Source organism: Oligoflexus tunisiensis (assembly GCF_001748245.1).
In the GTDB taxonomy this organism is placed as follows: Bacteria; Bdellovibrionota_B; Oligoflexia; order Oligoflexales; family Oligoflexaceae; genus Oligoflexus; species Oligoflexus tunisiensis.
In genome coordinates, this window is the sequence record NZ_BDFO01000001.1 from 7,267,931 (window position 1) to 7,294,115 (window position 26,185).

The following is a 26,185-nucleotide window of genomic DNA, read 5'->3' on the forward strand; positions in this document are numbered from 1 at the left end:
ACGGCCGCGCTGGTCTCCACGATCACGTCTATCTTCGCGCTTATTATCTTTAGGACTTATTTCTTTTGCCACTGACTTGTGCCTCCACCATGACTCTTAGAAATCCAGGCCACCTTCACGGGCGCCTTCGGCCAAAGCCATGATCCGGCCGTGATAAGCATAACCATTTTTATCAAACACAACTTTTGTAATGTTCTTGGACTTGCAGGCTTCCGCCAGCTTCTTGCCAAGTTCAGTACAAGCAGCCTTGCCGGCACGCTCTTCGGCGCCTTTCTTAAAGCTGTGCACATGTGCCAGTGTCACGCCTTTGGTGTCATCGATCACCTGGGCATAAACGTGCCGGGCCGAGCGGAACACGCTCAGACGGGGACGTTCAGTCGTACCGAAGATCTTCTTACGGATCCTGGTTTTGCGCTTCTTACGCGACGCGTATTTCGAATTTGTGCTTGCCATGACGCAATCCTACCCCGTTATTTCTTACCGCCAGATTTACCAACTTTGGTGACGATTCTTTCGTCTTCGTAGCGAACGCCTTTGCCGTGATACGGCTCGGGTGGACGCAGCGAGCGGATTTTCGCGGCTGTTTCGCCAACGTGCTCTTTCGAAGCGCCGGTGACGATGATGGTAGTGTTCTTGTCAACGTTCAGATCGACGCCTTCCACAGCTTCGAAATAAACAGGATGACTGTAACCAAGAGAAAGGTTCAAACCTTTGCCTTGCTTCGCACCGCGATAACCGACGCCGACGAGAGTCAGACGTCTTTCATAGCCCTTATGGCAACCATCGATCATATTGGCGATCAGAGTGCGCGTCAGGCCATGGAATTTTTTGTTTTCCTTGGTGTCGGCAACCGGACTCACGGTCAGAGTCGAACCTTCCTGGGCGACCTTGATCGCACGATGAAGCGTTCTTTCCAGTTTGCCTTTGGGGCCTTTCACCTTAACCAGGCTGCCCTCTATCTTCACCTCGACCCCGCTTGGGACCGTGATCGGCTTTTTACCTATGCGTGACATATACAACCTCTATTAAAAGACGGAGCAGATATACTCACCGCCGATGTTGAGCTTACGAGCTTCGCGATCGGTCATGATACCCTTCGATGTCGACAGGATGCCGATACCGTAACCGCTCTTCACGTAGGGAAGCTTGTCAGCCGTAACGTAGACGCGACGCGAAGAAGTGCTTTCACGTTCGATCGTACGAATACCAGGCTTGCCATCTTCAGAATATGCGAGAGCAATTTTCAAAATACCCTGCTTATTGTCGCGAATGGCCTTGTAGTTCCGTACGAAGCCTTCTTCGCGCAGAATATGGGCGATCGCGATCTTCATCTTCGAGGCTGGTACGCTCACGACTTCATGACCCGCTTTTTGTGCGTTGCGAACTCGTGTTAAAAGGTCTGCGATTGGATCATTAACTTGCATCGTCTCTCTTCTCCGACTGCTCTGTTACCAGGATGCTTTTGTCACGCCGGCCAGCAGACCATTCAAGGCCATTTGCCGGAAGCAGATACGACAGATCCCGAACTTACGGTAGACCGCCTTGGGTCGGCCGCATTTATTGCATCGAGTATAAGCGCGGGTCGAAAACTTCGGCGTGCGCTTAGCTTTTTCGATCAGTGATTTCTTTGCCATGGTCGCTCCTTAGCTTTTTCTGAAGGGGAAGTTGAACTTTTCCAACAGCGCCTTGGCTTCGATATCGTTCTTGGCGCTCATCACGATCGTGATACCCAGACCGCGGATCCGATCGACTTTATCGTATTCGATCTCTGGGAAAATGATCTGCTCTTTGACGCCGAGAGTATAGTTGCCGCGACCATCAAAGGCTTTGGGCGAGAAACCGCGGAAGTCGCGGATACGAGGGATCGACACGTTGATAAGACGGTCGAGGAACTCGTACATGCGCTGACGACGCAGGGTCACGCTACAGCCGATGGGCAAGCCAGCACGCAGCTTAAAGCCTGCGATCGCTTTCTTGGACTTGGTTGTAACAGCTTTTTGACCTGTGATTTTCTCAAGGTCTGCCACAGCGCCTTCCAGAATCTTATGGTTCTGGACGGCTTCGCCTTGGCCGATGTTCACAACGATTTTCTTAATCTGAGGAATTTCGTTAGGATTTTCCAATCCCAGCTCTTTTCCCAGCTGCTCGCGGATCTTATTATATTGGTCTTGAAGTCGAGGGACGTTAGCCATCACGGACACCTTTATATTCTGTCGATGATTAGAGTACTTCAGGTGCCAGAGACGCGATGCGGACAAAACCCTTCTGCCGCACTTCCCGCGCTACCGGTCCAAAGATACGAGTCCCTACGGGTTCGTTATCTTTTCCCTTGATCAGCACCGCTGCGTTCTCATCAAACTTGATCGTACTGCCGTCTTTACGTTGGACTTCTTTAGCCGTCCGCACGATCACAGCTTTATGAACGCTACCTTTTTTCACTTTGCTATTGGGCAGAGCTTCCTTCACGGACACGACGATGGTGTCGCCTACGGTCGCGAAGCGCTTTTTACTGCCGCCCAGTACTTTGAAACACTTCAGGACTTTCGCCCCGGAGTTGTCACCACTGAGTAGTACGGATTCCATCTGGATCATATTAACGCCCTTTGGTCTTGCATCTATCTGCCATTACTCGGCGACAAGCTCGCCCGCTTTTTGCACGATTTTCAAGAGATCAAAGCGCTTACGAGCGCTATGGGGCCGAGAAGGGATGATCAAAACGGAATCACCGATTCGGCTTTCATTCTTTTCGTCGTGGAACATCAATTTCGTCCGGCGTTTCATATACTTGCCGTAACGAGGATGCTTCACAAGGTGTTCCACAGTGACAACGCGCGATTTTTGCATTTTGTCCGAGGTGACAACACCGAACACAGGCTTGGATTTCTTCTCTTTTTGTTCAGACATTGCTCAATCCCCTCAAGCTTTCGCACGCGCTTTTTCGTTTTGCACAGTGAGGAGACGGGCAAGGGTCTTGCGCAGTTTCTTCACTTTGCTCACATTCACTGCTGGCGCTGTATAGATGTCCATACGAATTTCAGCAAGCTTTTTTCGCACTTCACTTGCAGTTGCCTGCAATTCACCTTTGTCTTTGGACCGCAGCTCATCGGCTGTAATTTTAAAGTAATCCATTATGACCAGGGATCCTCCGATTTAGTCAGCAGTTTGGTTCTGATCGGCAGTTTAGACCCTGCGAGTTCCAAAGCTTGCGCTGCGACTTCGGGTGTCACACCGTCCATCTCATAGAGGACCCGACCGGGTTTGATGTAAGCAACGTAGAATTCCACGTTACCTTTACCCTTACCCATCCGCACCTCAAGAGGCTTCTTGGTTACGGGATGATCAGGGAAGATATTGATCCATACGCGACCGCCGCGTTTAATATGGCGGGTCATCGCGATACGGGCTGCTTCGATCTGGCGCGCAGTGATTTTGCCTGCTTCCAGGGCCTGAAGGCCAAAGTCACCGAAAGACAGCTTGGCTCCGCGCTCGGCTTCGCCTTTAATGCGGCCTTTATGCTGCTTTCTGAATTTCATTTTCTTTGGAGATAGCATCGCACTTTCCTCTTGCTGCTACGGACCGCTTATTGGTCGGTCAGAATGTCGCCTTTGTAGATCCAGACCTTAATCCCGATCAAACCGTAGGTGGTCAAAGCTTCGGCTGTGCCGTAGTCAATGTCCGCACGCAGGGTATGGAGGGGAACGCGACCTTCCCGATATTTCTCGATCCGGGACATATCCGCACCACCGAGACGACCCGAACAGCTTACCTTGATACCTTTGGCGCCGGCTTTGACCGCAGAAGCGATCACTTTTTTCATGGCGCGGCGGAAAGATACCCGGCGGACCAGCTGCTGCTTAATGCTCTGAGCAGCGAGGTTGGCGTCGGCGTCTGGCTTTTGGATCTCGTATACGTTCACATTCGGATCGCCCGACGCAAGCTTGCAGATCTTGACCAGTTCGTCTTTCAGACTCTCTGCGCCTGCACCTTTCTTGCCGATGATGATACCAGGGCGGCTCGAATAGATGTTCACGCGCATGTTAGCGGCTGCACGTTCGATCTCGACCTTCGAAACACCAGCGCTGTCGAACTTCCGCATGATATAGTCGCGAATGCGCATGTCTTCGTGCAGGAATTTTGCATAATCATTTTTCGCATACCAGCGCGAGGCCCAGGGGCGTGTGATACCGGTACGAAAACCAATTGGATTTACTTTCTGTCCCACGGATCCTACCCTTCCCTTAAATCTCAGCCAGTTTAATGACGATGTGTGAAGAACGCTTTTTCACCTGGGTGGCACGACCTTGCGCACGTGGCAGGTAACGCTTGAGCTTCTCACCTTCATTCACATAGGCTTCCTGCACGACGAGACGGTCGATGTCGACAGTCGCTGTCGAAGTTGCATTCGCCATAGCGGACTGAATGAGTTTCGAGAAAAGAGGAGAAGCCTTCTTGTGAGTCACCCGGAGTGCATCCAGAGCGACCGCAACGGGCATCCCTCTAACGAGATCAGCTACCAGCCGCGCTTTGCGCGGGGCGATTCGCGTGTTCCGAAGAACTGCTTGATAGAGACGTTCCAAGGCTAGCTCCCTTTATCTTACTTTTTGCCTTTTTTGTCAGACCCGTGGCCGAAGTAGGTGCGCGTTGGAGCGAATTCACCCAGCTTATGGCCGACCATGTTCTCGGACACGAATACAGGAACAAATTTCTTCCCGTTGTGTACGAGGAAATTCAGGCCGACAAAGTCAGGAACGATCGTCGAACGACGGCTCCAGGTTTTAATCGGCTTCTTATCTTTAAGAGCCTGCTCGGCCTTCTTATAGAGATAGCCATCCACGAAGGGGCCTTTTTTAACTGAACGAGCCACTGAGCATACCTCCCATTACTTACGGTTACGACGGCGGATGATATCCTTGTCCGTGCGCTTATTATGACGGGTCTTGTGACCTTTCGTCTGCACAGCCCAAGGTGTACAGGGGTGACGACCACCGGATGTACGACCTTCACCACCACCGTGAGGGTGATCGACCGGGTTCATGGCCACACCGCGAACGGTGGGACGAATACCCAACCAGCGAGTACGACCGGCTTTACCGATCTTCACGTTGAAATGGTCTGAGTTGGAAACCACACCGATGGTTGCGTAGCATTCTTCACGAACGCGGCGCATTTCACCAGAAGGCATGCGGAGCTGAGCGTAGCCGTCGACACGACCAACCAGCTGAGCGGAAACACCGGCGCTGCGAGCCAGCTGACCGCCTTTACCCACCTTCATCTCGATATTATGAACAGGAGTACCGAAGGGGATGTTTTTCAAAGGCATGGCGTTGCCGGGCTTCACGTCCACATTGGCCGAGGCGATGATTTCATCACCTTTTTTGAGGCCGTCCGGAGCCAGGATATAACGACGCTCACCGTCCTTGTAGACGATACGCGCGATGAAGGCCGTCCGGTTGGGATCGTATTCGATGTACTCAACGCGGCCCGAGATATCGCGCTTGTTGCGTTTGAAATCGATCAGACGGTAGTGACGACGAGCGCCACCGCCGTGATGACGAACTGTAATGTGGCCTGTGTTGTTGCGGCCGCCGTTTCTCTTTGTAGACTCTACGAGAGGACGGAACGGTTCCACGCGATCAAGGACACTGTAATCAACGACGGAGGTACCGCGTTGAGATGCTGATGTCGGTTTGTATTGCTTGATAGCCATAACGTTTACCAGTCCCTTCGTTATTGGTCTTCAAAGATCGGGAGTTTCGCGCCTTCAGCCAATTTCACGACCGCTTTTTTGGTCAGAACAGGCTTGGAGTAGCGAGCGCCGCGACGTTTGAATTTACCGCGTTGAAGCAGAGTGTGAACCGATTGCACTTTCACATTCCAAAGAGCCGCAACAGCTTTTTTGATGTCGTCTTTGGTGGCTTCTTTTTGCACGATAAAAGTATATTTGCCTTGAGCTTCACGAACGCCGTTCGATTTTTCGGACAGAACTGGGCGAACGATCACATGATATGGATGCATGTTATGCTTCCTCACTTACGCGAGCGTTGAGAGCCTCGAGAGCTTTTTCGCTAATGATCAGAGTCTCGTAGCGAAGCAGATCCATGGCGTTGAAATCCAGTGGCGACTTGGCTTCTGCACCGTGAATGTTGCGAGCCGAACGATACAGGAAATCGTCTTCGCGAACGTCGGAAAGCAGAGCTTTTGGCGCGTTCAAGGCTTTCAGAGCACCCAACACAGTTTTCGTCGAGTAAGAGCTGACGCCTGCGAAATCGTTCACGACAACCAGTTTACCGTGACGAGCCTTGTCGGAGAGCGCAACACGAATGGCCAGAGCCTTCACTTTCTTGTTGAGCTTCAGACGATAGTCACGGGGCTGAGGACCGTGGGCCACAGAACCACCGGGACGGTTGTGAGCGCGGGTCGAACCGGCGCGAGCACCACCTGTGCCTTTTTGCTTATAAGGCTTCTTACCACCGCCGCTTACATAAGCGCGGGTCTTGGTGGCGTGCGTTCCTTGGCGTTGGTTCGCCAGGTATGCTTTGACCACATGGTGAAGAACGTGATCGTTCAATTCAACGTTGTAGATCGAATCGGGAAGATCGATCGACTTCACGTTGTTACCCTTGATGTCTTTGACTTGGACTTGCATGATTATCCATTCCCCCTAGAACTCATTTCTTGAGTTCTTTGGCTTTCACAGAAGGTTTGATGATAACAAAGCCATTGCGGAACCCGGGAACGGAGCCTTTGAGAGCAATAACATTGGCTTCCACATCGACATCGACGACTTTCAGGTTCTGAACGGTAACCTGCACGCAACCCATGTGACCCGGAACTTCTTTGTTCTTAAATACGCGACCTGGGGTGGTTCTCATACCGAGCGAACCAGGCAAGCGATAGAAGTTTGAACCGTGCGAACGACGACCCGAAGAGTGGCCCCAACGAGTGATCGCACCTTCAAAGCCATGACCTTTGGTCACGCCGGTGACATCAACTGTGCCCACATCGGAGAAGAGGGCGGCGTTCATTGCGCTACCGATGTTCACGCCTTCCAGCGCGCCTTCGGTACGGAATTCCTTGAAACGAGTGAAGCTCTCGCCAACCGAGACTTTACGCAGGCGGGCCACATCGGGCTTGGTCAGCTTACGCTCAGGCTTTTCGTAGTAGCCAACCTGAATGCCATGATAGCCATCGCGTTCAGGAGTCAGGATCTTGGTAACTTTCTGACCTTCGATTTTGAGAAGAGTCACGGGAATCATTTGACCTTCAGCGTCCAAGACCCGGGTCATTCCCACTTTTTTTGCTATTAGTCCGTGAATTGTCATGACTTATATTCAACCTGCTGTTGAGTTATTCGGTTCCTAAAGCGACCGTTCAGAAAACGACAACAACCGCACTCTGCTTAGTAGAGTTTGATCTCGACGTCGACTCCAGCTGCCAAATCGAGCTTCATCAAAGCATCGATTGTCTGCGCTTTAGCATCCATGATGTCGAGAACGCGCTTGTGTGTGCGAATCTCAAACTGCTCACGCGATTTTTTGTCAACGTGAGGACTGCGCAGGACTGTGAAACGGTTGATCGAGGTGGGCAGTGGTATAGGACCAGCGACTCGCGCTCCCGTCCGTTTCGCACGCTCTACGATTTCGACCGCAGATTGATCAAGCAATCGGTGGTCGTACCCCTTGAGACGAATTCTAATGTTTTGACTACTCATAATTCCCAAACCTAGTCAACTTGGATAGGGTTACGAAACAAACCGAGGCAAGAAAGTGATGAGCATCACCGGCATGTGGCATTGGCTTGCTTGTCGCAGGCTTACCTCGATAGTGGAGACCGGGTTATATTACTGAGGCCTTTGGGTGTCAAGGTTTTTATAGGAAGCTTTTGGAGAAGTTAGAATTCATCTTTCAATGTCGTATCGACTTGGGCATGATGAAGAAGGCTTGCTCTTCAGCGGGAAATCAAGGCTTTTCACAGACGAGTATGAATGAAACGCAGCATTGTCATCTTGCTGGGCGCTTTGAGCTCGATCGCCCACGCGGAAGGACTTCCACCCTGTCAGCTCAAGACTGACAAATGGCTTATTTATAATCCTTACACAGCCTGTGTGTCGGGATACCTTGAGTTATCGGAACGTGTATTGGGTGATGACAACCAAATACGGGCCGACACAGCCGCACTGGCTCAGGTCTACAGCTCCTTCGCTTTAGGGCACTGGGTTTCCATGCATGCCAGAGGCGCTTATACCCGTCAAGCCAGTGTTAACGACAGCACCGTTCGCGAGTACAAAAGGGCAGAGCATCTTTTTCTGCAGCTAGGCCATCCTGTCGTCGACCGCTTCTATGCAGCGGCTGGGCGCCTGGATGCTCCCTTTGGCTTGAATCACGATGTGTTCCGCCTGAACCTGCCGAGTCGGGCGCGACGGCTGTGGCTCACGAGTGTCAATGGCGGGCGGATCGGTCTCGGTTCCCGCGAGGGGTTTCGCCTTGAAGTGGGAACGAGCAATCTGGGGCAACCCGATCCGGTCACAGGCAAGGAACGCAATGTGATCAGCGGACGCCTGATCCGTACCATCGATCTCCTCGAAGGAGCCCGCATCATGGCCTCCTATGCCGCGTCCTCGGATTATGGACAGACGCGCGTGGGACTGGCAACCCTGGTTCATCATGACGAACATCGGACAAGTCTGGAATGGCTTCGCGTGACCGAAGAGGCCTTGCCGGATTATTTCGATCAGGTTTTCCGCTTCGTTCATGAGCAGCAGCTCAAGGACTGGGCCTGGGTTCTGGGCATCGAGGAATTGCGCAAGGATTCCTATCGACTGAGCTGGGGAGCGCGACGCCCCTGGATTCATGACCTTGTCGGCACCATGAGTGTGCATTATCAAAGAGAGCGGGAGGAACCGCGACATCACTGGGTCGTGATGGTAGGACTCGGCTTTGGCCAGGCATGGGCCTGGGAGGAGCAGCATCCATGAGATACTGGTGGCTGGTGATCATGTTCTGGTCGTATGGCGTCTGGGCTCAATCCTCGCAGGTTGAGAAGGATTTTCGTCAACCCAATGACGAGATCGACGCTTATGAATCGATCAGTCGCGTGATCAAGAACTCAACGATCGCCTCCGGTCTGGCTTCGGGCGCGGACAGCATCAATCGTTCTGTGGACTCTTTGATGGAGAGTTTATTTTATAGTTTGATGGACGAGGATATCAACATCCGCGGCAGCGATAGCATGTCGCTTGTCAGCGGCTATCGGCGTGATGTGCATCCAACCAATATCGGCACCTATGTGGTCGTCGATCGTTTTCAAATGGGACCGGATTTTCTGCGGGAGCTCGGCAAGGTGCGCGGCCTGCCTTTGACTTTCAACGGCCAGAGTCAACTCTTCGTCACCAATGCCACCTATCGCAGTGATGCCTCCCGCAAAGCCGAGGAACAAAAAGCGGGATTCTGGACGGAACTCTTTGCGAACTGGTTTGGAATCCTGCCGTTCCTCACGAATATCCTGCCGCCTTCGTTCAACCCCCTGGAGCTCTATGATCCGATCACCTATCTGAAAACGCCCTTCCTTTTTCCCTCGACCATTGACCATGCATTGGAACTTCCCATAGGCAATATCCGCAGTTACGGTATCAGCGGGGGGGCCTCCCTGGCCGTTGACACCGCCGGTCGCACCGCAAGATCTTTGCAGGAATCCCTGGGTCTCAGCGACCTGGATTTGACCATTCCGCTCTCGGTTTTTCGGGATGGGGAACATAGAATCAGCGTGTTACGCCGTAATCAGTCGCATGTCTGGCTGGCTTTGAGCGAGCTTCGCCGGATCGGCACCGGCCTGCAGCTGACTTTGGGCAAGGATTACATGGTCTTTCAAAAGATGGTGAAATGGTGGGCCGGCGTCCCGGCTCCCATTACGCCCGTGGATTTTGATCTGCAACGCGCGAAAATCTTTCAGATCGATGAGCTTTATGATTTTGATCTGCAGCGTGAGGGGGCCCGGCGGGCTTTTACGGAAGCCTTGCACGGGGATTTCCGTAAAGCGCGGGAGCTGACAGGACAGCTGCAGGGGCAGACGACCAGGCCGAACAGGGCGAGTGGTGTCACCTTTCAGTTCTATCGGGTCACCACCCGTAATGAAATAGGTCACAAGCTGGAACGCAGCTTTTATGTGGCGCAAAGTCAAAGACAAAGCACGTTTGGTGTGGGGGAAAGTCAGACCACTGACCGGGATGGTCAGTTCATGAACCTCGAGGCCGAGCATTTTTTGTATGATCGGAATTGGAACATCCTGGTGGGTACGGACACAATGGAGTTTCGCCACAAGCTTTCCATTCCTGTGCGAAAGGAGAAGGGTCCGCGGCGATCCGCGCGTTATATCCTGACCGCGAATGCCGCGAATCCTCTTTATATGACGGCCTCTCTGCGGATCATCGATAACTTTGTCGATGTCCGGGACTATAACCGCACGGTGGATCTTCTGCGGCGGTATACCGGCCTCGCGATGGATAGCCTGCCGGAGATCCCGCTCTATGCCCAGGATGTCGAGAGAAAACTTTTGCGGGAACAGGCTCTGGGGAATCCCATGGATGAGGTTTATGCGCAGACCGTGTCCGCGACTCATCTTGGGAAACTGAGTGCGACGGCGCATCTTTATTTTTCGCATGACCTGCTCATTGCCCTGGCTCGCAAGGATGAGCGGGTGCTTTGGGCGGCACTGGCGAAGGCCTTTGATGCCAACCCGAAACAGTGGGCGCGCGAGGGGCCAGCGGAGGGGATGTTTCATTATGCAAACCTGCTCGGGACTTATGTGGTGATGCCGCTGCGGCTTCTGAATATAGAGACGGGTTATCCGGATGTGGCCGCTGAAGTTCGGCGGATGCGGAAGGGTTTTGAAGCCCTGCTGAGGGCGCGGGATCCTTTGGAGATTCAGGAAGCCTATCATCAGATCATGGATACCGGGCATCCCGTGGAATTCATGCAGGCGCTTGGGGAAATGGCGAAGGGTTTGCCAGTGCCGGTCGTGGTGGGTTTCAGCGCGCAGGGTCAGGAGCGGGGGAAGGATAGCCAGGATGTGCGGGCGGCGAAAAAGAAATTTGAGATCCTGAATGACCGCGTGTTTGAGTCGCCGTGGTCCATTCCGCCTTTGAAGCGGGATCAGAGCGTGGAGGAGAAGCTGGCGAATTTTCAGCCTGGCGGTTATCGTGATCCGCGGCCGACGCCGAAGCTGCTGAAAGCCAGGGTTACGCTGGACCGTTCCGCGCGTCGGGCCCGGGCAGGGGCCGTCGGGGATTTGCGTTTGCAGCTGACCATTCGGAATATGTCCATCACCCAGGGAAATTTGCAGGCCTATATCCGTTTTGAACAGCATGGGGCGCTGGATCTCGGCCGTTTCGTCTTATCCGAGCACATTGTGCGTCTGTCCCCTAACGTCAGCAGGTCCGGACTGGAATCACGTCGCGGTCGAACAGAGACTTTCCATGTCGCCTTGAATGGCCGCAACGGCCTGTCGGATGCCAAATTTCTGGACGAGGCCATCGCCAATGGTGACGCGTTTGACATGCATATCAGCCTGAGCGAGGATGGGGAAACCTGGAGTCCCGAGCAAAGCATGTCATTTGCTATCGAGAAAGGTACCCTCCAAAATCTTTGAAAGACCCCGGGCTATGGGGTTGACAAAAGCAATGTTCCGGGTAATATCACGCTCTCCCGTATGGTGGGTGTGGCGAAGTGGTTAACGCATCGGATTGTGATTCCGACATACGTGGGTTCGATCCCCATCACCCACCCCATACTTCCCCGAAGACAAACTAGAAGTCAGTTTTCTGATGGTTTGAGTTTCCGGTCACTCCTCTGTATCTCAATCAAGAAATTTCTGCAAAAAAAGTATGTCGGCGAGAATGCCTCGGCGGATGAAGTTGCGTCTGAGATTGGCTGTGCTGTGAGTACGGTGCTGAAGCATCTCAAAAAATACGGCATCCTAGTCAGGGAAGGTGGATAGAATATCAGACCCAAGCGGCATTTGCCGTTTGGGAAAAAGATCGTCGGCCGTAGCGTGGAAGATCACAAGCGAGAGCAGGAAGTCCTTAAGCAGGTCAAAGAATTGCGGGATCAGGGCCACAGCTACTGGAAGATCGCCAAAATCCTGAACACGCTGAAGGTGAGGACGAAGACTGGAAGGGGGCAATGGCACGCGCGATCGGTGATGGCAATCGTGGGTGATTGATCAGGTATAGCGTAGCGCAACCACTTTCTCCCTATGCCCAAGAGAATTTCAAAAGCAGCATGTCCGGACGATCAAAAACTGATGGACAGCCCTCCGATCAAATTGCAGTTTATCGGTAAAACCGAAAACAGTGTATGCGTTTGGAAGGAAGGCATGGATACGAAATACATCCTTGAACAAATCGACGGCGCAATCGCAGTCGTTGCAGAAGCTGCGCGAAAATACCCTTTCAACTCGATAAGAAGCCGTCATGACACTGATGAAGAGCAGTACGTCACAGGCGCTGTAACTACAGCGCTGAGCACCATACGCCGAACGACTCACGGGGAAACTGAGTACCTTCGACAAGCAAATGCGCTCGTTGCTCAACATCTCAATACCAACAATTACATTTTGCAACCCCTACTAGGTGTTTTGAAGGCTCTGCAACGCGATGTCACGGCCGGCTACGCTAAATCTGTTGGCGAAATCATCAGCGGGGAGGTCTTCTCAGATTTCCTGGACATGGCAGATCATCTCCTCGAACAGAATTACAAGGACCCTGCTGCAGTACTTGCAGGTAGCGTTCTGGAAGAGCACCTTCGCAAGCTATGCGTCAAACAGAGCATATCTACCCTGAAACCGGATGGTAAACCAAAGAAATTGGATACGATGAATTCCGAGCTTGCTGCTGCCTCCGTATACAACCCCACTCAGCAGAAACTTGTCACAGCTTGGGCTGGCATTCGCAATGATGCTGCCCACGGGGACTATGGCAAGTATAGCGAAGCCATGGTTAAACCCATGATTTTCGGTATCAGAACTTTTATCACGATGTTTCCTGCTTAGGGGGTCTCATATGAGTGAGTTCATTTACCGTCTTCGTCCAACCAAATCTTTATTCGATCGCGAAGAGCTAGAAAAGCAGCAGATCTATTTCGCATCTCTTGAGCAACTCAACGATCCTATGGAAGGCTATCGGGACATCTTCTGGGAAGGTGACAAGATCCTCTGGAATGCACTGTTGCGGAACTACGTTCATTGTGTCTACCAAGTGTACATACTAATCCGCCTCGGCAAAGAGGACCTTCAAGACGACGACATTTTCGTATTTAACAACGAGTCGCGGTTTCCAACCCAAGCTTATAAAGAGCGTGTATCAAAGCTATTCGAAATGTTTTTTGAGAATGATACTATCTCTCAAGTTATCGCCAGATTGAGTGAACGCGGACCTATCGGCAGAGATGAACTTAATTTCTACCTCAAAATGATACACCCTTACTGCTTGTCAATAATAAATGAATCCGAAAGCGGTATTTCAACTACAAAAACCGAAAAATCTGGCTTTCGTGATCCTGTAAAAAACCCTTGGGATGTACTCGATACTAAGCTCTTCGATACACTCAAAAGTGCTGAAAGAGACTCTCCCGAAATAGCCAATTTCGCCGCAGGTGCGTTTGAAATATCACAGCGCGTACATGCTCAAATGGAATTAATTACAATCCTCAATACCCCAGGTCTTCGCGAAAGCCTCGCTAAGCGCTTTTATTTCGTCGAATTTCCTCAGCGATACATTCGGCAGCTTGAGCGACTCATGTACCCAAACTGGTACACAGCATGTTTCTTTAGCGATCCAACAAACCCTGCAACCTGGGGGTACTATACGAATGATCACTCAGGCGTCTGCCTGAAGTTCCGAACGGATGAACACCAAGGGCAGCGAGGCATTCACTTACATACCGTTACTGGCACTAGTGCGAGAAAAATTGCTGAAGGTATTAAGTCAAATAAAACTTATGGCAAGCATTTCTTTCGCCTCTATCAGGTCGAGTATGGGGTCACTTATCCGAAGATAGACTTCTTCAAATCAATTGGTAGACTGCCAATTCCACAATTACTAAAACACTGGTTCGCGGATGCAGATGGGACAATTAGTAAAAAAGTTCGTGGAATTATGGACAGCCAGGATGAATGGCGGGAAGCTTATTGGAGTACCTTTATCAAGAACACTTCGATTAAGCTTTCAGAGTGGAAACATGAGAATGAAAGCAGACTTATTCTCAGTGGCGTTCTAGATAATGAGATCGAGAAAGCAGATCGATTACTTAAATATGACTTTAATTCTTTGGAAGGCATCATATTTGGCATCAAGACTTCAATTGAAGATAAGCTAAAAATAATCGACATTATTGACAAAAAATGCTCTTCAGAAGGAAGAAAAGATTTCAAATTCTACCAGGCCTCATACTCCAGCCGAGACGGGAAAATGCATGTGTCAGAGATGCGCCTACTCAAATTTACGTGATAATATAATCTTATTTCCTTCGATCAATACGCTTCTATTTCCGTGTCTTTAAATAGGTTCCGAAATTGGAGTACGAATGACTACCATTCACCAGTCGATTGAACGACTCCTCATCAAAAATAACGATCAACAGGATCTTTGTTCATTTGATGCGTGTTTCAGCAAAAACGTCATTATTTTGCTCGGAAATCCGGGGGATGGTAAATCAACCCTATTCAGGGACATGGCTAAGCGTGAACCAAACGGTGAATTTGTCACCATTAGAAAATTCCTAACATATGCTCCGGAGCGCTGGCGAGGGAAAGTCCTTTATCTAGACGGTCTAGACGAAGAAAAAGGCAGGACATCCAGTGGATCAGGTACAATCGGAGAAATCTGCGAGCGGATTGAAAGTCTCGGGACTCCCAAATTCAGGATTAGTTGTCGATCAGCCGATTGGTATGGCGATTTCGATCTTAGCGCTTTTACCGACATATCAGAACATACTGCAGACTCTATCACTCTCCGACTCAGGGGTTTTTCAGATGATGATATCCGCTCCTACCTTCGAGGCAACGGAATTGACCCGGAAAACTTCGTCACCATGGCGAAAAAGGCAGGAATTTCTGAACTGCTGCGGAATCCTCTAAATCTAGAGCTAATCTCAAGCATTGTAAAAAAGAGTGGCTCATGGCCATCAACTAAAATTGAACTATATGGAAAAGCAGTTGCGATACTTATCTCGGAAGAGAATACTGCACATCGAATCCAAAAAACTTATGCGACGAATCCGCTACTGGAGCAAGCAGAAGAATTATGTGCTCTGCAAATGCTTTCAAATGTATCTGGATTTGCATTGGATAGTTCTACCTCTACAACGTCATATCCTGCGGTCGTGGATTTGGTTGAGAACTATGAATTGGCAAAAGCCGCACTCAGCCGACGTATTTTCAAATCTGAAAGCGAACAAGTCATAACACCTTATCACCGCACCATATCTGAGTTTCTCGCTGCTAAATATATAACACGTAGAATAAAAGCAGGTTTACCTATAGGACGCGCTCTTGCACTAATAACTGGTACGGATGGAGGTGTGCTATCAGAATTTCGCGGCCTAAGTGGTTGGCTGGCGACCCTGTCTCTCGAATTCGCCGACATCTTGATCCGACGTGATCCTTTAGGCATTCTTGTATACGGCGATATGTCGAAGATGCCCCCGAATCTCAGAATCAACCTACTTCAGTCTCTCGACGAAGCAGCAGTATCGAATCCATATTTTAGATCTGGGTATTGGGAGCGGGAGACTTTCGCACCCTTGGCGGCGAAACCTTTGGCGAAGCTTCTTAAATCAAAACTCGCGGATCATACCCGGTCGTCGGCTTTGACAAGTTGTATTCTCGATGCTCTGGCGTCAGGAGAGAAGCTTCCTGAGCTTAAACAGAATATCTTAAATATCCTTTACGACCCTTCAAGCGCTGATGCCCACATGCGAGCCCTACGGGCTCTAATTCATATGGGCACAACTAGTAGTGAATTAAAAAAGCTAATTGATTCCGTTAATCGTGGTGAGATCCCCGACGCTGATCAAGAATTGCGAGGACATCTTCTATTTTCTCTTTATCCCGAAACGATCAATGAGAAAGAAATTGCCGACTATCTTGTGCAAAGGCATCAGAGCTTCTTTGGAACCTACTACCGCTTCTTGACAGAAGCTGCAGAAATTACACCAAATAGTCAACTGCCAGCATTGATGGATTCTATTGTCTCTCGATCATATCCAAGACGCCATTCCGATTCGATTACAAGTCTATTCGGCAGAATTCTGTTAAGAATTCTAAAAAGCCAAGGTCAAACGATCGCCACCAAAAGACTATTTGGCTGGTTATCAAAAACTCAAGATAGATATGGCGATTCACACATGGAACGCGATGAGCGACATGCCATAAAATCATGGTTTGAAGCAAACCAATCAACCCTTTGGAAAGTCATCGATTTCTGGCTTTCGAATTCTTTGGAAGAAGATATATTCGCGAGTTACTCATCGCTTATGAATAGCGTTTGTCGAGCGGAGGTTGATAATTTTTCCAAGAAAATCGAACAACGTCTTCAATCTCTCAGTAACGGCAAGAAGATTTTCATGTTCGAGAGATTGATCGGTTTTTCACTTTATCAACATCGACCAGATGCGTTAACAATTGAAGAACTTTTTGCCATAGCAGAGAAGGATCCTACGCTCTCAACCGTCTTAAGTGGATCTACCTCGCAATTAATCCAAGATTGGAGAATAAAAGATAACTTACACGCAAACAAAGCCCAAAAGAAAAGATTCAATGATCTGAAAAAGACCAGGAAAATACTCGATTCACGAATGGGTCAAATCGAATCCGGCGATGACATAGACGCGCTAGTCTTTCTAGCAAACCATTATCTCGGAAACTTCACAGATTCCAATAGAGATCATTCACCTGCTCAGCGTATAGAAATAGTTTGCTCTCTAAATAACATCCCAAGAGTTATGAATGGATTCGTGGCTTTTACAAGCAACGAAAGTGAACTCCCAGATCCTAGTAGCAGTGGAGAACTTGCTTGTGAAAACAAGTCCTATAATGCTGAGCTTCCTCTTTTGGTTGGAATGGATTTACTTTGGTCTCAAGATCCTGCAGGCATTGACTCTTTGCCTCATGCATCCATTCGCGCCGCCGCTGTCTGTGCCGTCTCCAGGGGTGGAGCAAAAGATTCTGAATGGGTTCAAGCTCTGCTAGAAAAACATAAAGCAACATGTCTGGATGCAATAGTCGACTATTTCCGCCCACAATTACTTCGCAAATTGAAAGTGTCTGGACTAAATACTATTGAATATGATCAACGATTCTATCCAATACGTAGCGAATTGATCCTAAAGATATTTTCTGAGTTCACATCATGTCATCATGAGGCCGTCGAAACTCTATTACGACTCTCAATAGAGATTCGCCTGGATATAATTTCGTTCTTGCCGTCTTGGGCTAAGGGCAGTGCAACTGATCCAGCTTCTATGATATACATAGAAGCCACCGAGTTCTTGCATGGACGTATCCAAATAAATGCTTTGAATCAAACTATAGGGAAAGATCGCATAAAGGCATCTAAGTTCAGAGAATTTATAGAAAATTCAATCAAGAATCGAGATGACTTCAAACAAAAAATTGAAATCTTAGTTCCCATATGTCAAATGCTTGGCTCAATCTTCAAATACAGTGAGCTTGATCCTAGGGGATCTCGCGGCGATGAATACGATTCTGCGAATTTCGTAAGTTGGTCGATAGAAACACTGGCGAAGCAGATAAAGAAAGAATCTATCCACGCTCTAAACATCCTAAAAAAAGACCTTTCGCTCGAGTCTTGGCATAATTTTCTGAGCCATGCATTGGAAAGTCAAGCACGACTGGTACGAGATTCCGGTCATAACTACCCTTCAATAGTAGAAATCGCGAAAACTCTTGCAAACTCACTTCCTGCAAACATTTCTGATTTCCATGCTTTGGTTACCGACCACGCCACGCAACTGCGGAATAGAATAGAAAATGGTTCATCTGATTTAAAGCTGGCTTTTTGGAACACCGATCGATATGGGAAAGCCACCGAACCCAAAATAGAAAATTTGGGCCGTGATACTTTGCTAGAACATCTTAAAAGCTCAATGCAACGTCTTGGAGTTACTATCGAGGCCGAAGGAAACTATGTCGACGACAACAGGTCCGACATGAAAACTCTATTTGGCGGCGCAATGAACATTCCGATCGAAGTAAAGCGCCACTATCATTTGGAGGTATGGTCAGCAGCACAATCCCAGCTTATTGAAAAGTACGTAATTGATCCAGATGCATCGGGTTATGGGATCTATATCGTTCTCTGGTACGGGATCGATGTTAAAAGACCCCCCAGTCCGCCTCCAGGAATTGCGGTTCCAACAAGTGCAGTTGAAATGGAAAAGGCCCTCGTTGAACTCATTCCTATAGAGCATAGATCTCGAATCTCGATTCTGGTGATCGATTGCAAACCAACAAACGTCAGTACTCCAACAAATAACGCTAAGAAAGCGGTCAACAAGAAAGCGGCCAACAAGTGAGTCATAAAACTAAAGACAAAGGGAGCATCCCCAGGGAGACTGGAAAAATTCAGGTAGCTAAGAGGATATTGCAAAAATCGCTTAAGCGCGATCAACCTCATTGCCGCTTGATAAACCATGAGAATCCTGCGAAAGGACAGCCTGATAGTGTCCGAGCTAAAATCATAGGTGCCTGCGGTTATCATTTCATGCAGTATTTGCGCTGCAATGGATACCGCAGATCATGTGCAAATAAGTGTCTATGACTTCCTGGAATATGTCGAGCGACCGTAAACCGCAGGATGCCCGGAATGAGAACAACGAGATCCGCCACGTTGCTCGCAATGATCTGACTTGCCAGCTGCTCGGCCAAGCAATGCACAAACAAGTCTTTATGATGTGATACCTCCCTTCTCTGCCGTTCTCCCGGGGATGCTTTGTGGATTATTCCAATCGTCCCCATCGTTCAGGATAGGGAATAATTAGGGCATTCCCAGGGTTTTAGTCTCATAATGCCAGGAGAGCCATTTTATCAATATTATAAGATATTTAAACAATTATCGTGATTCGGTTGACTTCCCGGCATTTTTCGTCGAAAATTGCCGACAGGGTTAAGTATGCAATATCAAAGAATTCTTAAAGCGCCAAATCAGAGCTTTTTCCTCTTCGGACCACGTGGCACAGGAAAAAGCACGTGGCTTCGTGAATCCTACGCAACCGACGCAACGTTCAATCTCCTGGATGAAAAGCGCTACCAATCTTACTTGCGCGACCCAGGTCTCTTTGCAAGAGAATTAAGCGTACTCAAAAACGGCGCAAGAGTGGTCGTCGATGAAATACAAAGACTGCCCAATCTTCTTAACGAAGTGCATCGCTTCATCGGAGAGAAGAAGCTGACCTTCGCACTGTCGTGGTCCAGCGCTCGAAAACTCAAAAAAGATGGCATCAATTTGCTAGCCGGACGGGCCGTTCGACGTTGGATGTTCCCTTTAGTTCCTGAAGAACTTGGCAAAGATTTTGAGATTGAAACAGTGCTGCGCTACGGATCCATAGCCGTCATCTGGAGCCAGGAAGATCGGCGAGAAGCATTGGAAGCTTATGTGCAGATGTATTTGAAAGAAGAGATACAAGCAGAGGCTCTCGTACGCAATTTATCAGGATTTGCCAGGTTTCTTCCGATAGCTGGTTTATGCCACGCACAAACCATAAATTTCACAAATATTGCAAGAGACGCTGGCGTAGCCAGGACAACAGTTCAGGGGTATGTCGAGATTTTGCAAGATACTCTTGTTGTGTTCTTATTACCAGCCTATGAAGCCAAAATCCGAGTGCGGGAGCGAAAGGCACCCAAGCTTTACTGGATCGACCCTGGTCTTGTCCGAGCTGTTAAAAATCACAGTGGTCCGGTCGCGCAAGAGGAACGAGGAAGCTTATTTGAGGGCTGGATTGCGAGCCTTCTCTACGCTTACCAAACTTATCGAAGGCTCTTTGACTCGTGGAGCTACTGGTGTCCCACAGAGTCAGAACAAATGGAAGTGGACTTTCTTCTTGAAAAAAATGGGCAATACCTCGCCATTGAAGTTAAGTCGGCTCAAAATGTTCACAATAATCACTATAAAGGTCTCAGAGCTATTCGCAGCTTAGCAGAACTTAAGTCGCGCATACTTATCTACACGGGTGAACATCGACAAAAGACTGAAGATGGAATCCACGTGTTGCCCTTCAAGGACTTCCTCACCATTCTCGAAAGAGATGAATTGTGGCAACTTGACCAAGGATAACTCATTTGCCCTTGGCGCTGTTTAAGCCAATAAAAATTCTATGAAATTGAATGTTTATAGAAATCGTTCTCGATCAGAACGATTTTATACTAGATCCGTTCTACGGTAGAACGATAGATGGAATACCATTGAAATAATAGACAAAATCTCCATTATCCAGGCCCAAATGGACACGGAATTCCTCTATAGTCTCTGGGGAAGATGTGTTACAAAGCGTGATCAATTGTCGTTTTTAGTCCGGCTTTAGCCGCTCATGCCAGTCATAAAATTTAATATTTACAGTAACTTAAATTCAATCGTTTAATTGGAGTTTTCTAATTAAAGAAATCTCCGATAAGCTTTAATTAGAGATACCTAATTAAAGGATCCCTATGAAACGCGACGACCTACACCCGGACCTGCAAATCGAATATGACGATAACCGTGGCTATGGTGTTGAAAAGCTGCCTGACCCTGCGTATCAGCATATGTGGTTCGTAGTTCCGAAGCCGCTGCCACGATCCATGAAGGAAATTTTCAGCGGCGTGTCCACGCAGGAATTACATCGGGTGCTTGGTCGATCCAATCGGGTATTGAACAGCCTGAAGCCGCTTTCTGAAATGACTAAACTGGACAGCCTGATCGCTCGACTCATCATTCGTCAGGAAGCGGTGGCCTCCTCCCGCATGGAAGGAACTAATGCAACCATTGATGAAGTCTTCTCTGCCGGGGCAGGGGACAGCAATCCGAGCGGAGACGTTCGTTCCGTTGTCGGATATGCGAAAGCCATGGAACAGTTGATCGCTAGCATACACGAAAATCAATATGAAACTCTGGACACGGCGCTGTTTAAAAACCTTCATAGGGCTATCGTTGAAGGCGATGATTCATTCGTCGGGATTCCAGGAGAGTTCAGGCACCCAGGTGGAATCAGGGAAGTCGTCTTCATAGGCGGCCTTGGCAGAAAAGAGAACTCGACCTATAATCCAGCCCCTTCCAAACATGTGGCAAGGCTGATGGCCGATTTTATCGCCTGGCTTAAGGACGAGGAATTGCAGAACGTGATCCTGGGAGAAGGTCTGCCGCTTCCTGTACGTATGGCTGTAGGCCATGCATACTTTGAAACCATCCACCCTTTCCCGGACGGAAACGGTCGCGTGGGCCGCATGATTTGGCCAATCCAGATGATGCTTGAAGGAAAAGCTCCACTGCACCTGTCAAGATTTATCGACGCCCATAAGGACGGGTATTATGAAGGACTGAAAGCATGGCAGCAAAAGCTGAAGATCATGCCATTCCTGGAATACCTTGGCGAGGCCATGGAAGAATCATTGCGTGAGACTACCGAAACCAGGAAGGCCATCGAAATGCTGCCTGAAAGGTGGCAGGGGAAGTTGTCCGTGAAAAAGGGATCCGCAGCCAGCAGGATTCTTCCACATCTTATGGAGCATCCCATCATGTCCGCAGAGGACGTTATCAGGCTCCTTAATGTGTCGCTGCCTGCCGCTACAGGTGCCTTGAAGCAACTTGCGCAAGCAGGCATTCTGAAGGAAAAAAGCGGAAGGCAGAGAAAACAGAAATACGCAGCCGAGGATGTCCTTTCCATACTTTCGCGCCCTTTCGGGTCCGACCCCAACGATATACTTTCCCTTCTTGATCGTGAAAGCACCGTCCCCAAAAGGGCCATAGCGTCTGTAAAAGATCAGGGCAGCGTTGATGTGATATTTTGTCAAGGTTTGGATGGCCGTGGATGCCGTCAAGTGCCCCCTGTCAGACTACGAGGTGCATCACGTAGAAAAAGGGGAGTGTGTTCCCTATGCGATCCCGCCAAATGAGCTTGCCACTATCTCGATGCGATCGCTCTTGCGTGATCGCATGGACCTTGGAATTTTCTCGGGAAATTCGACCAGGTATCAAGCCGCCAAAAACCTCTTCGCCGTCCGCCCTATCGTATGACATCCCACCCCACTAATCGCCCCACCGACCAGGCCGCCTGCCAGCGGCACAATCTTCGTAAGGACAATCGCCCCACGCTTGCCGGCCCGGGTCACGAGGCGGAAACCGACTTCACGGTTAATGCGTTTCAGCACTTCCCGGGAAACTTTTCGTTTCAGTTGCGCCGCCGCAAATTGATTGACAATGCTAACACCGGATTTCGACAGCACATCCTCAAGCCCGGAGCCCACCATGCAGGCAAAGACCGCCGTCCGCGTGTGATCATCATGCAGATCATGCCCGTAAAGATGCGCGATGGCGGCGACCATGCGAATATTTATGTACATGGAAACAGCCAGATCAGCAGGGACCGCCACGGGGAGTGTGAGAGCCCCGCCCAGGCCGGAGAGAAAGCCGCTGGTCGCGCACTTGGCCACCTGCCAGCCGATGAGACGGTCAACGGCCGTATCGATCTGCCCATACTTGGTCCGGTATTCCTCCGCGATCTGCTGAGGGGTGGCGCTGCCGGGCAGGCCTTGGAGACACTTGTCGTAGGCCCAGTTGAGGACATTCAGCATTTTGGGAGTTTCGGAGTTTGACATGATCGTTCCTTCCACAGCAATCGACTCTTGTGATCGGAACAATCAGGCCGCGAATAAAGCCGGCTTTATTTTAATTTAATTTAAATCATTTCAAGGCATTACGGCCGGACGTACTTCACCCGAACCTGAAACGTCGACCCCTCGCCGGGCTTGCTGGCGAGCAGGTGGATATCACCACCCAGGAGTTCCGCCAGACGCTTGCAGAGAGCCAGACCGAGGCCGGTGCCTCCATATTTGCGGGTGTGGCTGCTGTCAGCCTGCATGAAGGGTTGGAAAAGGCGCTTTTGCTGTTCACTCGTCAGGCCAATGCCCGTGTCACGAATGGTGAGGATAAGGAAGGGTTCATCCGATTGAACGGTCAGAGCCACCTGGCCCTTCTGAGTGAATTTGATGGCATTGCCGACGATGTTGGAGATGATCTGCCGGAGGCGAATGGGATCGCTATGAATCATCTCCGGAATCTTTCCGGATGACGTCAGGAGAAGATCGATACCCTTCGCGACGGCCTGTGGTTTCAAATCCGCCATCACCCCGGACAGCAAATCCGGAAGAGAAAAATCCTGAAGCTCAATGCTCAAACGTCTGGCCTCAACCTTTGAAAGATCGAGGATGTCGTCGATCAGACGCAAAAGATGCTGCCCATTGCGCTGAATGATTTGCAGATTCTCCGCCTTCTCTTCCGGCGCAATATTATCGACCGTCAAAAGCTCCGAGAAACCCAGAACCACACCCAACGGGGTGCGCAGCTCATGGCTCATGTTGGCCAGGAATTCACTCTTGGCCCGGTTCGCCTGTTCCGCTTCCGCGCGGGCAGCCTGGGCCTGCTGCAGATGCTCGTTGCGTTCCCGCTCCCGCTCCCGCAGAAGATCCGCAACGGTCACGAGAGCCGTCCGCAACTGCTCCACTTCGGTGACCACCGATTTTTCCACCATGGGAACCTTGCCTTCCGCCAAAGCCATCGCTCCGGTCGCCGCCGATCGAATTCGATGAGCCAGACGCCGTGAATAAAAGACGGCCAGACCCCCGAAGATAAGCAGAAGCAGACTTTCGATGGTGATCACCAGCCGCATGGAATGACGGGCCGAATCCTCCAGAGCTTCGACAGGTACCGCAATCGATGACGTCCAGCCGGAAACAGGAGAACGATCGAAGGCAATGTATACGGCCTTCCCTTCGAGAGTGGTTTCGCGGATCAGACCTTCATACTTGGCCCGAATGGTATTGATATAGGATGGCGTGCCGTACTTGCCGACGAAGGTTTCAGGACTGCGGGAACGTGCGACCACCCTGCCATTCGGGTCAATAACCGTTCGGGTCCACTCGTCCGGTATGGAATCGCTGACAAACATCTGGATGCGATCGACCGAGATGACTGCCGACAGCACATAGACGACCCGTTCAGAGACCAGGACCGGAATGCGAACAGCAAAAACATAACGATTTGCGAAGCGGCCTTCCGGCGGAGCTTGAACCACATGACCAATCACCGGCTTTCCGGTGCTGATGACCTCCTGCAGACTTTCCGTCTCCACCGAGGCGATGAGCTTATTACCGAAAGTGCGCGCCGCACTCAGGAGAATCTGGCCTTTCGCATCATGCAAGAGAATTGTTTCCCAGGAAGGCTGGGTTTTCTGAATGTGCTGCAGGTCCTCATGAAAGGCCTTGAGATTTCGATATTCAAGATATCGGGAGGCCGAGAGGGCCTGGAGAGTGCGAATGGCCGTCGTGAATTCCTGATCCACGGACACCATGAGCTTTTGAGCCTCCCGACGCAGATGCCGTTCCGTGGCCTGACGTTCCAGCATCCCAAGCCAGTTGACCATCAACGCAGAAAAAATAAAGGATGGGATCATCGCTGCCAGAACGAGAGCTACCAAATGCCAGCTCAGCGAATAAGGCCTATTGATCCGATACACGATGATCTTCCTTTCCGGGATAGGGAGCTCTCTGTGGATGAGGTGACCATAAACTTATTGGGGGGCGAATGGCAAGTGGAAGCGATTCTTTGTGAAATTGACCAAAAACACATACACAAAGAGGCTGCCAGCTTCCGCCAGCAGCCTCCCCGTCTTTCGCTATTCCTCCAGATTATTGTGGCTGTTCAGCTGCCACAGCACAGTTGGCATCGAGCTGCGTTCCCGACTGAGCCGTAACCCCTTCAGGTGCTCCATCATCATGATTTCTCAAGTGGGCCTCCGCCCCGTTTTCTGAAATCGATAGGGTAACCCAGGTGCCCTCTTCGTCATCCAAGTGACAGATGGACACCTTGGGTTTTGGTTCGGCAAAGGCCTGCGCCACTAAAAAAATGCAGGACGTTGCCGCGAGGATCGATAGCTTCATTCGTGATGACTCCTTCGCAAAATCACAGTTAAGGACCAGTCAGGTGACTGGTTAACGAACGGAGGAGGCATCGACCAAAGAGGGCGAAATATTCATGCGGTTTTGGAAGCAGGTATTTGTTCAAAATGCATGGGGGCTTGGCTCCCGGCGCTCGCATTCATTTTCGGCGTAAGACTTAAAACGACAACACATCCAGGGTCAACTGATAGATTTTCTCCTGCCTTGTCGCCCGCGATTCCTCATAGATGCGCTTGAAAAGATGCAGCTGATTGATCTTGATCTGCTTCTTGGCATCGTGCGAGGTCGTGTACCAAAGATTGTAGAGAAAGTCATCGATGTAGCGCTGCTTCAGCTTCTGCTGGGCGACCCGCATGCGAGCCATGATATGACGGATGCGATCTGCAGGACTCCCGGCCTCGGGCACGGGAAACCCTTTGGGAGTCAAAATCCGATCCTGCCCCTCCACGATGAACTGGCAATCACGCAGCGTCTTCATCACGATCTGCCAGCGCCGGGCCGTGATACCCAGGACCTCACGAACCTCTTCGGGATGGCGGGCGTAATGGTCCAGACGGAAAAAGTTCAGGACCACCTCGGCCATCGGATCACAGAAATAATCATCCAGGGCATCGCGTTCCGCCTCGGACAGGCTGCTGATGATCTGAGTCTCCGCATCCTGGATGCTCCGGATCTTTTGTTGCAGAAATTCCCTGCGTTCCGGATTTTTACAGCGTTCGCATTCGCTGAGCAGCATCAGAAAATCGCGCTGGGATTTGGGCAGACCGAGCGCTTCACACACTGCGTAGAGCTGGTCATTGCTGAAGTGGTTGCGCAGATTCATCACCTGGGACAGATAGCTGCGCTGCATCCGGCAAACATTGGCCAGCTTCGTAAAGGACATGCCGTCCTTCCTGGCCGCACGGGCCTCCACCAGTTCGCGGATGATCGTACGATAATTCTTTTGCGGGAGGGATGCGTCCAT

At 50.2% G+C, this 26,185-nt stretch carries 29 protein-coding genes and 1 tRNA gene; 9 read left to right on the plus strand and 21 right to left on the minus strand.

Annotated elements, in window-relative coordinates; translation table 11 throughout:
- Positions 1-96: 96 nt before the first annotated feature.
- The 17 genes from rplR to rpsJ all read right to left on the minus strand — a co-directional run bounded on the left by rplR (position 97) and on the right by rpsJ (position 7,711).
- Entirely contained in the window at positions 97-453 is a 357-nt protein-coding gene (gene rplR, locus OLTU_RS30335; RefSeq protein ID WP_141736457.1) for a 50S ribosomal protein L18, read from the minus strand.
- Positions 454-470: 17 nt separating this feature from the next.
- A complete protein-coding gene (gene rplF / locus OLTU_RS30340; protein ID WP_141736458.1) occupies positions 471-1,013 on the minus strand; it encodes a 50S ribosomal protein L6 in 543 nt (180 codons plus the stop codon).
- Between the two features lie 12 nt (positions 1,014-1,025).
- Positions 1,026-1,424: a 30S ribosomal protein S8 gene (gene rpsH, locus OLTU_RS30345; RefSeq protein ID WP_141736459.1), complete on the minus strand. Its 399-nt coding sequence runs from the start codon at positions 1,422-1,424 to the stop codon at positions 1,026-1,028.
- Between the two features lie 24 nt (positions 1,425-1,448).
- Positions 1,449-1,634 (minus strand): type Z 30S ribosomal protein S14, encoded by a 186-nt coding sequence (locus tag OLTU_RS30350; protein WP_141736460.1) that lies wholly within the window; start codon positions 1,632-1,634, stop codon positions 1,449-1,451.
- A gap of 9 nt (positions 1,635-1,643) precedes the next feature.
- A complete protein-coding gene (gene rplE / locus OLTU_RS30355) occupies positions 1,644-2,192 on the minus strand; it encodes a 50S ribosomal protein L5 (protein ID WP_141736461.1) in 549 nt (182 codons plus the stop codon).
- Positions 2,193-2,220: 28 nt separating this feature from the next.
- On the minus strand, positions 2,221-2,592 hold the full coding sequence (gene rplN, locus OLTU_RS30360; RefSeq protein WP_141736462.1) for a 50S ribosomal protein L14: 372 nt from the start codon (positions 2,590-2,592) through the stop codon (positions 2,221-2,223).
- Between the two features lie 33 nt (positions 2,593-2,625).
- Positions 2,626-2,904 (minus strand): 30S ribosomal protein S17, encoded by a 279-nt coding sequence (gene rpsQ, locus OLTU_RS30365; protein ID WP_141736463.1) that lies wholly within the window; start codon positions 2,902-2,904, stop codon positions 2,626-2,628.
- A 12-nt stretch (positions 2,905-2,916) separates the two neighbouring features.
- Positions 2,917-3,129 carry a 50S ribosomal protein L29 gene (gene rpmC / locus OLTU_RS30370; RefSeq protein ID WP_141736464.1) on the minus strand — a complete coding sequence of 71 codons (213 nt, stop codon included), beginning with the start codon at positions 3,127-3,129 and terminating at the stop codon, positions 2,917-2,919.
- Complete coding sequence (rplP, locus tag OLTU_RS30375) at positions 3,129-3,551, minus strand: 50S ribosomal protein L16 (RefSeq protein WP_141736465.1); 423 nt, start codon at positions 3,549-3,551, stop codon at positions 3,129-3,131. Before rplP ends, rpmC begins: the two co-directional genes overlap by 1 nt.
- A gap of 29 nt (positions 3,552-3,580) precedes the next feature.
- Positions 3,581-4,222, minus strand: coding sequence for a 30S ribosomal protein S3 (gene rpsC / locus OLTU_RS30380; protein WP_141736466.1), 642 nt, complete (start codon positions 4,220-4,222; stop codon positions 3,581-3,583).
- Positions 4,223-4,238: 16 nt separating this feature from the next.
- Positions 4,239-4,577, minus strand: coding sequence for a 50S ribosomal protein L22 (gene rplV, locus OLTU_RS30385; protein ID WP_141736467.1), 339 nt, complete (start codon positions 4,575-4,577; stop codon positions 4,239-4,241).
- A gap of 17 nt (positions 4,578-4,594) precedes the next feature.
- Positions 4,595-4,864 (minus strand): 30S ribosomal protein S19, encoded by a 270-nt coding sequence (gene rpsS, locus OLTU_RS30390; RefSeq protein WP_141736468.1) that lies wholly within the window; start codon positions 4,862-4,864, stop codon positions 4,595-4,597.
- 15 nt (positions 4,865-4,879) lie between these two features.
- The gene (gene rplB / locus OLTU_RS30395; protein ID WP_141736469.1) at positions 4,880-5,707 is read right to left on the minus strand and encodes a 50S ribosomal protein L2; all 828 of its coding nucleotides are present in this window, start codon (positions 5,705-5,707) and stop codon (positions 4,880-4,882) included.
- 20 nt (positions 5,708-5,727) lie between these two features.
- Positions 5,728-6,015: a 50S ribosomal protein L23 gene (gene rplW / locus OLTU_RS30400; RefSeq protein ID WP_141736470.1), complete on the minus strand. Its 288-nt coding sequence runs from the start codon at positions 6,013-6,015 to the stop codon at positions 5,728-5,730.
- Between the two features lies 1 nt (position 6,016).
- On the minus strand, positions 6,017-6,646 hold the full coding sequence (gene rplD / locus OLTU_RS30405) for a 50S ribosomal protein L4 (RefSeq protein ID WP_141736471.1): 630 nt from the start codon (positions 6,644-6,646) through the stop codon (positions 6,017-6,019).
- Positions 6,647-6,668: 22 nt separating this feature from the next.
- Positions 6,669-7,322 carry a 50S ribosomal protein L3 gene (gene rplC, locus OLTU_RS30410; RefSeq protein WP_141736472.1) on the minus strand — a complete coding sequence of 218 codons (654 nt, stop codon included), beginning with the start codon at positions 7,320-7,322 and terminating at the stop codon, positions 6,669-6,671.
- A gap of 77 nt (positions 7,323-7,399) precedes the next feature.
- On the minus strand, positions 7,400-7,711 hold the full coding sequence (gene rpsJ, locus OLTU_RS30415; RefSeq protein WP_141736473.1) for a 30S ribosomal protein S10: 312 nt from the start codon (positions 7,709-7,711) through the stop codon (positions 7,400-7,402).
- Between the two features lie 273 nt (positions 7,712-7,984).
- Between rpsJ and OLTU_RS30420 the strand changes: the two genes are divergently transcribed.
- The 9 genes from OLTU_RS30420 to OLTU_RS30460 all read left to right on the plus strand — a co-directional run bounded on the left by OLTU_RS30420 (position 7,985) and on the right by OLTU_RS30460 (position 22,161).
- Positions 7,985-8,974 (plus strand): hypothetical protein, encoded by a 990-nt coding sequence (locus OLTU_RS30420; RefSeq protein ID WP_141736474.1) that lies wholly within the window; start codon positions 7,985-7,987, stop codon positions 8,972-8,974.
- Positions 8,971-11,643: a hypothetical protein gene (locus OLTU_RS30425; protein ID WP_141736475.1), complete on the plus strand. Its 2,673-nt coding sequence runs from the start codon at positions 8,971-8,973 to the stop codon at positions 11,641-11,643. Before OLTU_RS30420 ends, OLTU_RS30425 begins: the two co-directional genes overlap by 4 nt.
- A gap of 63 nt (positions 11,644-11,706) precedes the next feature.
- A tRNA-His gene (locus OLTU_RS30430) sits at positions 11,707-11,782 on the plus strand.
- 230 nt (positions 11,783-12,012) lie between these two features.
- Positions 12,013-12,216, plus strand: a complete 204-nt coding sequence (locus tag OLTU_RS30435; RefSeq protein ID WP_218110371.1) for a recombinase family protein — start codon at positions 12,013-12,015, stop codon at positions 12,214-12,216.
- Positions 12,217-12,249: 33 nt separating this feature from the next.
- Positions 12,250-13,044: a hypothetical protein gene (locus OLTU_RS30440; protein WP_218110372.1), complete on the plus strand. Its 795-nt coding sequence runs from the start codon at positions 12,250-12,252 to the stop codon at positions 13,042-13,044.
- Between the two features lie 10 nt (positions 13,045-13,054).
- A complete protein-coding gene (locus OLTU_RS30445; RefSeq protein ID WP_141736477.1) occupies positions 13,055-14,500 on the plus strand; it encodes a DUF2971 domain-containing protein in 1,446 nt (481 codons plus the stop codon).
- Between the two features lie 76 nt (positions 14,501-14,576).
- Positions 14,577-18,587, plus strand: a complete 4,011-nt coding sequence (locus OLTU_RS30450) for an NACHT domain-containing protein (RefSeq protein ID WP_141736478.1) — start codon at positions 14,577-14,579, stop codon at positions 18,585-18,587.
- A gap of 596 nt (positions 18,588-19,183) precedes the next feature.
- On the plus strand, positions 19,184-20,347 hold the full coding sequence (locus OLTU_RS30455; protein ID WP_141736479.1) for an ATP-binding protein: 1,164 nt from the start codon (positions 19,184-19,186) through the stop codon (positions 20,345-20,347).
- A gap of 371 nt (positions 20,348-20,718) precedes the next feature.
- Positions 20,719-22,161 (plus strand): Fic family protein, encoded by a 1,443-nt coding sequence (locus OLTU_RS30460; RefSeq protein ID WP_141736480.1) that lies wholly within the window; start codon positions 20,719-20,721, stop codon positions 22,159-22,161.
- 78 nt (positions 22,162-22,239) lie between these two features.
- Here the strand turns inward: OLTU_RS30460 and OLTU_RS30465 are convergent, their stop codons facing one another.
- The 4 genes from OLTU_RS30465 to OLTU_RS30480 form a co-directional block, all read right to left on the minus strand.
- Positions 22,240-22,863, minus strand: coding sequence for an EcsC family protein (locus OLTU_RS30465; RefSeq protein WP_141736481.1), 624 nt, complete (start codon positions 22,861-22,863; stop codon positions 22,240-22,242).
- A 98-nt stretch (positions 22,864-22,961) separates the two neighbouring features.
- Positions 22,962-24,779, minus strand: a complete 1,818-nt coding sequence (locus tag OLTU_RS30470) for an ATP-binding protein (protein ID WP_141736482.1) — start codon at positions 24,777-24,779, stop codon at positions 22,962-22,964.
- Positions 24,780-24,951: 172 nt separating this feature from the next.
- Positions 24,952-25,203: a hypothetical protein gene (locus OLTU_RS30475; RefSeq protein ID WP_141736483.1), complete on the minus strand. Its 252-nt coding sequence runs from the start codon at positions 25,201-25,203 to the stop codon at positions 24,952-24,954.
- Positions 25,204-25,378: 175 nt separating this feature from the next.
- Positions 25,379-26,185, minus strand: a complete 807-nt coding sequence (locus OLTU_RS30480) for a DUF4423 domain-containing protein (protein ID WP_141736484.1) — start codon at positions 26,183-26,185, stop codon at positions 25,379-25,381.